Source organism: Brotaphodocola sp., assembly GCF_050873065.1.
Lineage (GTDB): Bacteria > Bacillota > Clostridia > Lachnospirales > Lachnospiraceae > Brotaphodocola.
The window spans coordinates 1-8,956 of sequence record NZ_JBNMIC010000072.1 but is presented as its reverse complement, the minus strand read 5'-3'; the positions used below and the strand labels follow the sequence as shown (position 1 = coordinate 8,956).

Sequence of the window (8,956 nt, the reverse complement as noted above, 5' to 3'; positions counted from 1 at the left end):
TTCCAGCCGACCGGAAAACTGCCGGTGACTCTGCCGCGGGGGGATGAGGTTCTCGCAGTCAATGCAGAGGGCGTCTGCATCAGCCCGAACGATGTGCCGGGATATGACAAGGATGCCTACATGCCGGATGAGTTAAAGGATGAGAACGGAAAAGCCTATGCATACCGTGACAGCGCAGGAAATTATTACGAGCTGAATTTTGGTCTGAACTATTAAAGCAAAAAGACCAAGTGATGTTGCGATAAGAAAAAACAGAAATCGCCATAAAGAGAAAATCGGAAAAAAAGAGAAAAGCAGGGAAATATCCAAGATCTACGGGATATTTCCCTGCTTTTGATGTCTGGAGAGGAAAAAAAGAATAACAGTTTTTGACTTTTTTAAAAAGAAAGGGCTTACATGTTAATGAGGGTTATTTTGTTTCAAAAAGAAGAATGCTATAATAGCAGGCAACAGAATCCACAGGCGCGAATCGCAGGATAACGGGGCAAAAGAAAAACAACCTGTGCGAAGAGGGAGAAGTGAACAGAAAGAGGTTCTTTTGTACAACTCAGATCAGGAATTTGAGTAAAAATGACTCGTTTTTTTCGCTGATTTTATAGAAAATTGAGCAAAATATGGAAAAAAAGGAAAATCAGGACAGCTATTTGTTAATTAAGAATCTGAACGTTCACGAAAGTTTCTGTTATATTATAATCCGGGGATTATTAACAGGATTGAAATGAACTTAACATTCTGAAAACAGTTCCCATGTTTTCGAAAAAAAGACATATACATTTTAAGGAAGTGACGGTTTTTTCATGAACGAACAACAAATAAAAAAGCAGCTGGGAGTGACAGCAGAGGAAAAATCACAGTTGAGGACGATATTTCAGCAGGCAAAAGGAAAAGGAGCAGCCGTTATGGATGCAGGACTGTTTCTGAAAGACCGTCAGCTGATTACCGCAAGAGTATACGGGGACGAGGAGCCGATTCCTCTGCATCGCCATAACTATATTGAGATGATGTATGTAATACATGGAAACGTAGTTCACCGGATTGACGGCGAAGAGCTGTCGATGCATGAGGGAGATCTTCTCATGATGAACCAGTATGTGGAGCACGAGGTGGAGCTTAGAAAGCCGAGTGATCTGGTGCTGTTTCTTGTGGTGCGCCCGGAGTTCTTTGATATTCCGTTCCAGATGCTTCAGGAGCCGAGTGAGATCCGGAATTTCATGGTGAATTTTCTGAGAAAGAACAATCCGTCTCCGCAGTATCTGCTTTTCCAGAAACGGGGACAGACGGATATTCGGAATCTCATGGATAATCTGATTCTCACGACATACCGCGATGACGGAAATGACAGCATCATCAGCCAGTATACAATGGGACTCATTTTCCTTCATATTCTGGGACATTCCGGAAATCTGATCCAGAATTCTTCGCAGAACCATAAGGATGTGATTGTGAAAGAAACTTTAAAATATATCGACACGCAGTACAAGAATGCGAGTCTGAGCCAGGTTGCGGAGGAATTTCATCAGTCTCTTTCCGGGCTCAGCAAGATCATCAAGCAGGGAACGGGATGCACGTTTCAGGAACTGCTGATGCGCAAGCGTTTCCAGAAAGCAACCAAGTATCTGGTGGAGACCGATCTTCAGGTGGAGGAAGTGGCAGTGAGTGTCGGGTATGAGAATGTCAGTTATTTCTACCGGCAGTTCAAGAAGCGCTATGGAATGACGCCGCGCCAGTACCGGGTCGTTCACAGTCAGGGATTTGGAAACCGGAAGAATGAGACGTTTTACTAGATAAAGACGTATATATAAGAATGTAAGAAAAAGCAGCGGGCGAAAGAGAGAAGATTCTCTCTTTTGTCCGCTGTTTTGCGTAAGTGCGCAAGTATTTGCGAGGAGGGTGAGATCGGATGACCGGATTTGCGTTTTATAGGGTTTACAGGAAATTGATGCACACAGGGCTTCCTGTCTCGATGATCTGGGTGGTCGGAATCAGCTGACCGTTTACCGGATCAAAGCGGAAGCGGATGATCGTGTCACTGTCCTCATTTGCCACATAGCAGTCGCCATCCGGAGCGAAACAGAAGAAGCGCGGAGTCTTTCCGAGGCACGGGGCGAAACCGACGTTCTTTAAGTATCCGGTGAGCGGATCAATGTGATAGACTGCCATCAGATCGCAGTAACGGCTGGAAGTCAGAACATACTGACCAGATGGATCGATCATGACCTCGCTTGCATCGGAATATCCGGTGACGGTCTCCGGGACGGTGGAGAGCTCCTGAAGTGCCGTCATTTTTCCTGTTTCCGGATGAAACTGGAAGTATAAAACCTTGTTTCCCTTTTCTTCTACCATATAAACCCAACGGTTGTTTGGATGTACGGCGGCATGGCGCGGCTCATCCCAGGTACGTGCGAGAAAGCGGTCGCTCTCTGTGAAGGAGCCGTCCTCCGGGTTGTATTTTAATGCGCGCATCTGTCCGTATCCGTTGATTCGTCCCTGTGCGCAGGAGAACATCCAGGTCTTCGTCTGATCCCACAGGCACTGGTGAACCGTGGAAACTTTTCCCTCCTCTTTTCCTTCAAAAGTGAATGTTGCGACTACCTTACCGAGAGATCCGTCCTCGTTCCGGTCGATCGTGTAGAGGGTTCCTCCCTGAAGCGTGGCAACGATCACACGGCGGTTTTCTTTATCCATTGTCACATCAACCGGATTTTTTCCGCCGATGTCGATCGTGTTCAGATAATCAAGGGTGCCATCTTCTTTGATGCGGTAACTAGAAACTTTGGTGAGATCTCCATGCACACTGTACAGATATTTCTTTTCTGCGTCAATGCACTGATAGCTTGGATTCTCGTCAGTGAACAGGCACTGCTTTTCCGTCCAGGAGCCATCTGCTCCGATCTCATAGACCATCAGGCCGCGTCCGCGGGCGTTGCGGGCTTTCGTGGTACGGCATCCGACATAGGCATATTTCATAGTAAAATCCTCCTTTATGATGAGAGTAGTGATAAAAGTTAAAAACTATTTTTGATAAAAGAATATCTGATGCCTGTATTATAAAATGGGGGAAAACAGATGTAAAATTTGTTTTTTTATATGGATCCATAAACAAAAAAACGGAGAGTATTCAAGAAAAAACAAAGAAACTGTGCGTTTTGCATAAAAACAGAGGACGGATTTTAGATAGAATGACGGAGAAAATACCGGAAATTGTGAAAAAGAAAACGAGAAGAACCGAGATGGCGAAAATTCAATATCAGGAAATGCCATAATGCTATATAAATAACTGTATTTTACGATAAAAATAAGATTTGATACAATAAGGGCGTCAAGAGAAATGTGTCAAGGAAATGAATTCAGCTGAACGAAACAAAACACAAACAAAAAAGAACACATAAAACAGAAGTACATAAAACAGAAGTACATAAAACAAGAAGTGGAGGGTTACAGTTTTATGAGCATGGAAGTTGTGTCGCTGGTTGCGCTTGTTGTAGCAATTTTGATGGGATTCTTCCTAAAAGTAAATGTTGGAATCATTTCGATCGCTTTTGCGTATCTGATCGGGCTGGTGTATGGGGTACCGGCGGGAAAGATCATAGGTGGATTCAGTTCCTCAATGGCAATTACGATGATCGGTGTCATGTATCTGTTTGGAATTATCACGAAGAACGGAACTCTGGAAGTGCTTGCCAGAAAGATCACAGGGCTTGCGGGAAATCGCCGTTTTCTTCTCTACATCGCCATGTATGTGATCGGCGGACTGCTCTCCGGTGTCGGCCCCGGTGCGATCCCGACGCTTGCGATCGTTCCGGTTCTTGCGATTCCGGTAGCGCTCAAGGCAGGAATGAATCCGATTCTTCTCTCCCTGATCGGCCAGATGGGAGCACAGAGTTTTCGAATGTCACCGATCACGCCGGAGGCAGTGGTAGTCTCAGAGCTGATGGTAGATCAGGGACTTGATGGAAACACGGTTCCGGCAATGTGGTGTCTGTTTGTGACGGAAGTTGCCATGATCGCAGCCTCCTTTGTATTCTTCAAGGGCTGGAAGTTCTCCGAGCCGGCAGAAAACCTCAAGTCTGAGGAGACTCCGAAGTTCTCTGCAAAGCAGCTGATCTCCCTCGCTGCACTTATCGCAATGATCGTGAGTGTTGTGGCTTTTGGATGCAATGTGGGTCTTGCAAGCTTTGTCGCAGGAACCGTGCTTGTGATTTTAAAGTGCGGAGAGGATGGAATGGCAATCAAATCGATGCCGTGGAATACCATTCTTCTGGTACTCGGCGTCGGAGTTCTGATGAATGTGGTAAAGCTGGCAGGTGGCGTGGATCTTTTAGCGTCTCTGATCGCATCGTTTGCGACGAGACGGACAGCTTCTCCGCTCATGTGTCTGGTTTCTGGATTTATGTCTTTCCTTGCATCCGGCCTCGGCGTGGTGTTCCCGACCCTGATCCCGACGGTTGGAAGTGTTGCTCAGGATCTGAATGGCCTTAATCCGGCTGAACTGATGAGTGCGGTCGTAATCGGCGGAACTGTGACCGGATTTTCCCCGATCTCCACAGCCGGAGCGCTGATTCTTGCAGGTGTGGCCCAGTTTGAGGGAATCGGAGAAAAGTACTCTCAGAACAAGATGTTTGTGGAACTCTTTGTCGTTGCCGTGATGGCGATGGTGATCAGTACCGCGTTCGCAGCACTTGGTGTGTATTCCATGATCTGCGGCTAAGAAAAAAAGGAAAATGGAAAAAGCGGTTTTTGCCTGTACATGGTGCAGACAGAAACTGCTTTTTTGTGCTATAATGTAAGGAACGCAAAAGAGAAAGTTTTTCAGAAAGGGAATGGGGGATTACATGGAACGGTTGAAAAATCTTTTTATGGTGCTTGCGGGGAATCTGATAGTTGCATTTGCGACAGCGGCTTTTCTCGAGAGCACGGGGCTGATCACAGGGGGAACGACAGGTGTCGGAAAAGTTGTGCATGTCTTTACGTCACTTCCGGTCTCTGCGACGTATGCGGTTGTGAATGGGGTCTGCTTTCTGCTTGGACTCTGGATTTTGGGAAAAGAGTTTGCGGTGACAACACTTCTCTCCACCGTGATTTTTCCGCCGATGCTGCGCGTATTAGAGCTTGTATTTGACGGTAAGGCACTGACGGATGATCTGGTTTTGTGTGCGGTATTTGCAGGAATTCTTTATGGAATCGGAATCGGACTGGTGATGCGGGCACATGCCTCCACGGGAGGACTCGACATTCCGCCGCTGATTGCCAATCGCCTGTTTGGAGTCCCGGTTGGCACGGCAATGATGGGGATCAGCATCCTTGTGGTCGGCCTTCAGATCCCGTTTTCCAACATCAATCAGATCCTGTACGGCATGATTCAGATTATGGTGATGTCTGTGATCCTGGACAAGGTTTTGATGACCGGAAGTACGCAGGTGAAACTCTGGATCATCAGTCCGAACTACCGGCAGATTCAAAAGACCCTTCTTGGCAATGACGTGGGTGTGACGCTGTTTCCGATTGAAACCGGATATACCGGTCAGAATCAGAAGGCGATCCTGTGTGCGATCTCGCCGCGCCGTCTGCCAAAGATCAAGCGTCTGATCCGCGAACTTGACCCGGAGGGATTTGTTCTCGTCGATTCGACGGAGGAGGTTCTCGGAAAGGGATTTTCCCTTCCGCGCTGATGGTTCTGCGTTTTCCTGTTTTGACAAAATGCTCGCTTTTCTGCTATACTGACAGGCAGAGAGGGGGCATTTTTTCATGGATTTTAAACAGTTTCAATATGTGCTGAAAGTGGCGGAATGCCGGAATATCACGAAGGCAGCGGAACAGCTTTTTGTATCCCAGCCGGCACTCAGCAGTTTTCTTGCAAAGACGGAGGAGGAGCTTGGGGCAAAAATTTTTGACCGGAGCACAAATCCGCTTTCACTGACACAGGCGGGGGAGTGTTATGTGAAGACGGCAAAGAGAATTCTGGCACTTCAGGACAATTTAAAACGGGATGTGGAAGACTTAAATACCTGTCGGGAGGGTGTGATCAAAATCGGACTCTCCGATATGCGCGCGACGGTTCTGCTTCCGTTCGTTCTGCCGGAATTTAAAAGACTGTATCCGAATATCAAGATTCAGACGCTCGAATCGCGCAGCGTGGGCGTGGAGGAAAATGTGCGCAGCGGAGCGGCAGATCTTGGTCTGATTCCGCTCTACTATATGAGTGACGAGTTTTCGACTCAGGTGCTCTACGATGAGGAGCTTGTTCTTGTGTCCGGCCAGGAGCTTCCGTGTCATCGCGGGGAATTGCGGTCATGGGTGGAGATTGAAGAGCTGAACGATAAGGATTTTATCTTTTTGGGACCACACACGAGAATCAGGCGTGCGATTGAGGCAGTCTTTCTCGAGCATGGAGTCCGCCCGAGAAGCATTATGGATTCTTCCAATCATATGACACTTTACCTGATCGCGAGTACGGGAATGGCGATGACGATCGTGCCGGAGGCGATTGTGCGTATGATGAACCCGATCCGGATTCCGCATGTCTATTCGCTTGGAAAGGCCGGATTCCACTGGAATATCGGGGCGATCTGGAGGAAGGATGCAGAACTGAGCAGTGCGCAGCAGCTTCTTGTCCGCCTGCTGAAAAACCGATATTAAGAAAACCATTTACAAAGAAGATCTTTATAAAGAAGACCTTTACAAAGAAGAAAAAACCTCTTATAATACGGATGAACTGAAATCAATAGGCGTGACAGTGCCGAAAGGCCTGACAGGGAAGCTGTCTCAAAACAAAGGAACGCAAAATTGAAAGAATGGAATTCATTTTTATTGATTCCGAGTGTTCTGATTTTGATAAACAGCGCAGCCCCCGCTACTGTACTGGAGGACGAAGTCTTTTACAACACGTTCTGATTTTCTAATGTTCCATTTTTAAAAGTTTTAGTCTTGAAAGTTTGACTTTCAGAAGTTTTATTTTTGGGAATCTTGACAAATTTGGACATACGAAGATCTAAAGGTGGAAGAAGGGTCACTGGCAGAAAACTGCCGGGAAGACAAAGACGGAGGAGGATTCCAAGCCAGGAGACCTGCTGTCATGTGGGATTATCCGCTTTCGGAGGGAAGGCCGGATATGGGACGCGAAAGAAATCGCGTCTTTTTGATGAGTATTCTTCTCCCCATGCTATGATGTGCGCTTAGATTCGCCGCTTGCACCTGAAAGGTTTTAAAAATTCAGGGGCAGGGCGATTGTGAGGGCACATTTTTTATTTTAAATGTGCCAGAACGCATTCTTTTATCAGTTCAACGATCATCGCTCATGTTTGCGCAACGCGTGAACAGGAACAGAGGCAGACATGATGCAGAAGAAAAAGAGGAGAAAAACATGAAAAAGAAACAGGTAGTTGTACAGGCAGCAGCGCTCTTTTTAGGAATGGCGCTGGCAACGGGATGTGCACCAAAGAGTGCAGATGCGACGAGTGTCGCAGAGACCACGGCAGAGCAGTCTGCGGCTGCACAGTCGGATTCTGAGGCATCTAAGTCAGAGTCTGCTGACGGACAGAGCAAAGCGGATGCAAAAGATCAGCAGGATTCTGATTATGGTACTGTTGAAATCCAGAATGGAGACCGGACTGTCACCTTTACAAAGATGCCGGAGAAGGTGCTCTGTGCAAATCTCTATGCCGCAGAGAACATGGTGATGCTGGGACTTGGAGACCGGGTTGTCGGAAGAAACGTATCGACAAGTGCAGCGGACAAGCCGCTTCCGGAGCTTGAGGCACAGTTTGAGAAGATTCCGCAGATCGAGAAATCCAATGAGAATGCAGTTGCACTTGGAACGGATCTTGTGATCGGACAGATCAGCGCATTCAAGGATGGATCCTGGGGAAGCTATGAGCAGTTTGCAAATGAGGGAATTAACTGCCTGACGATCACCGGAACGATCGTGCCGGATGAGACGGTTGAAGATGTATATACAGATATTCGCAACCTTGGAAAGATCTTTAAGGTGGAGGATAAGGCTGAGGAACTCGTGACAGAGATTCAGGATCAGATTGCAGAGGTTCAGGATGCTGTAAAGGATGTCTCTGAGGACAAGAAGGTAAAGGCTTTTGTGCTGGATACCTTTAAGGGAAATGAGATTTACACAACTTCTAAGGGCCTGGAGAGCAACCTGATTGAGCTTGCAGGTGGAATCAACTGCACCCGCAATATGGCAGATTCCCGCTGGTTCAACACAAGTGTGGAGACCCTTGTCGAGACAAACCCGGATGTGATCATCATCAATGATTACGGCTCCCAGACGGTGGAGGAGAAGCTTGATTTCTTAAAGAGCAATCCGGCCCTGGCTGAAGTTCCGGCAGTGAAAAATGAAAATTACCTGATTATTCCGCTGGTAGAAGTGATGCAGGATGTGCGTGCGGCAAGCGCATGCAAGAAGTTTGCACAGCATTTCTACCCGGAATGTTTCGAGTAAACGGGAAGCAGGGAAAGAGCGGGAGAGAGTTCCTGCTCTTTCTTCTGCTTCTTGCGGGACTTCTCGTCTCGATGATCGGGACGGTGAGCATTGGCTCGACGGGAATCTCATTTTCTGAGACGGCAGGGATTTTTGCGGATCAGATTTTCGGCGGCGGACAGAAACTTGCCAAAGGAATTTTTTCCGTGCCGCATTATCAGATTATCTGGAACATCCGTCTTCCCAGAGTGATTTTTGCGGTGATCTGTGGAGCAGGACTTTCGGTCTGTGGAGCTGCGATGCAGGCGATTGTCTTAAATCCGATTGCAGATCCCTATATTCTTGGCATCTCGTCCGGCGCTTCAGCCGGAGCCGCCTGGGCACTCCTGATGCCGTTTCCGTTTTTTGCAGGGCAGTACCAGACGACGGTTGCTGCTTTTTTTGGAGCGCTTCTCTCAGCGGGAGTGGTCTATGTGATGGCGAGGGCAGCAGGAGGCGGAAAACTTCGCCCCGTGACTCTGCTTC

Annotated in this window: 8 protein-coding genes and 1 riboswitch; of the genes, 7 read left to right on the top strand and 1 reads right to left on the bottom strand. The window is 47.5% G+C overall.

All coding sequences use genetic code 11. The features are described 5' to 3' along the window. Both ACR0QE_RS12285 and ACR0QE_RS12280 read left to right on the top strand, forming a co-directional pair. A partial coding sequence (locus ACR0QE_RS12285; protein WP_432628632.1) for a hypothetical protein occupies positions 1–216 on the top strand: 216 nt, incomplete at its 5' end. A 638-nt stretch (positions 217–854) separates the two neighbouring features. Further along, positions 855–1,784, top strand: a complete 930-nt coding sequence (locus ACR0QE_RS12280) for an AraC family transcriptional regulator (protein ID WP_432628631.1) — start codon at positions 855–857, stop codon at positions 1,782–1,784. 142 nt (positions 1,785–1,926) lie between these two features. Here the strand turns inward: ACR0QE_RS12280 and ACR0QE_RS12275 are convergent, their stop codons facing one another. Next, positions 1,927–2,967, bottom strand: coding sequence for a lactonase family protein (locus tag ACR0QE_RS12275; protein ID WP_432628630.1), 1,041 nt, complete (start codon positions 2,965–2,967; stop codon positions 1,927–1,929). A 478-nt stretch (positions 2,968–3,445) separates the two neighbouring features. On the opposite strand from ACR0QE_RS12275, the gene ACR0QE_RS12270 reads away from it, so the two are divergent. The 5 genes from ACR0QE_RS12270 to ACR0QE_RS12250 all read left to right on the top strand — a co-directional run. After that, the gene (locus tag ACR0QE_RS12270) at positions 3,446–4,708 is read left to right on the top strand and encodes an SLC13 family permease (RefSeq protein ID WP_432628629.1); all 1,263 of its coding nucleotides are present in this window, start codon (positions 3,446–3,448) and stop codon (positions 4,706–4,708) included. A gap of 124 nt (positions 4,709–4,832) precedes the next feature. After that, the gene (locus ACR0QE_RS12265; protein ID WP_432628628.1) at positions 4,833–5,669 is read left to right on the top strand and encodes a YitT family protein; all 837 of its coding nucleotides are present in this window, start codon (positions 4,833–4,835) and stop codon (positions 5,667–5,669) included. A 76-nt stretch (positions 5,670–5,745) separates the two neighbouring features. After that, complete coding sequence (locus tag ACR0QE_RS12260; RefSeq protein ID WP_432628627.1) at positions 5,746–6,636, top strand: LysR family transcriptional regulator; 891 nt, start codon at positions 5,746–5,748, stop codon at positions 6,634–6,636. A gap of 275 nt (positions 6,637–6,911) precedes the next feature. Then, positions 6,912–7,086, top strand: a riboswitch (cobalamin riboswitch). Positions 7,087–7,360: 274 nt separating this feature from the next. Then, the gene (locus ACR0QE_RS12255) at positions 7,361–8,452 is read left to right on the top strand and encodes an ABC transporter substrate-binding protein (protein WP_432628626.1); all 1,092 of its coding nucleotides are present in this window, start codon (positions 7,361–7,363) and stop codon (positions 8,450–8,452) included. Further along, positions 8,440–8,956: iron chelate uptake ABC transporter family permease subunit (locus tag ACR0QE_RS12250; protein ID WP_432628625.1), on the top strand; the 517-nt coding region annotated here is incomplete at its 3' end. The genes ACR0QE_RS12255 and ACR0QE_RS12250, both read left to right, overlap by 13 nt.

Bases quoted from the DNA above. Each gene is read 5' to 3' on its own strand.
- ACR0QE_RS12270 (WP_432628629.1), top strand. From the start codon at position 3,446: ATGAGCATGGAAGTTGTGTCGCTGGTTGCGCTTGTTGTAGCAATTTTG.
- ACR0QE_RS12275 (WP_432628630.1), bottom strand. From the start codon at position 2,967: ATGAAATATGCCTATGTCGGATGCCGTACCACGAAAGCCCGCAACGCC.
- ACR0QE_RS12265 (WP_432628628.1), top strand. From the start codon at position 4,833: ATGGAACGGTTGAAAAATCTTTTTATGGTGCTTGCGGGGAATCTGATA.
- ACR0QE_RS12260 (WP_432628627.1), top strand. From the start codon at position 5,746: ATGGATTTTAAACAGTTTCAATATGTGCTGAAAGTGGCGGAATGCCGG.
- ACR0QE_RS12255 (WP_432628626.1), top strand. From the start codon at position 7,361: ATGAAAAAGAAACAGGTAGTTGTACAGGCAGCAGCGCTCTTTTTAGGA.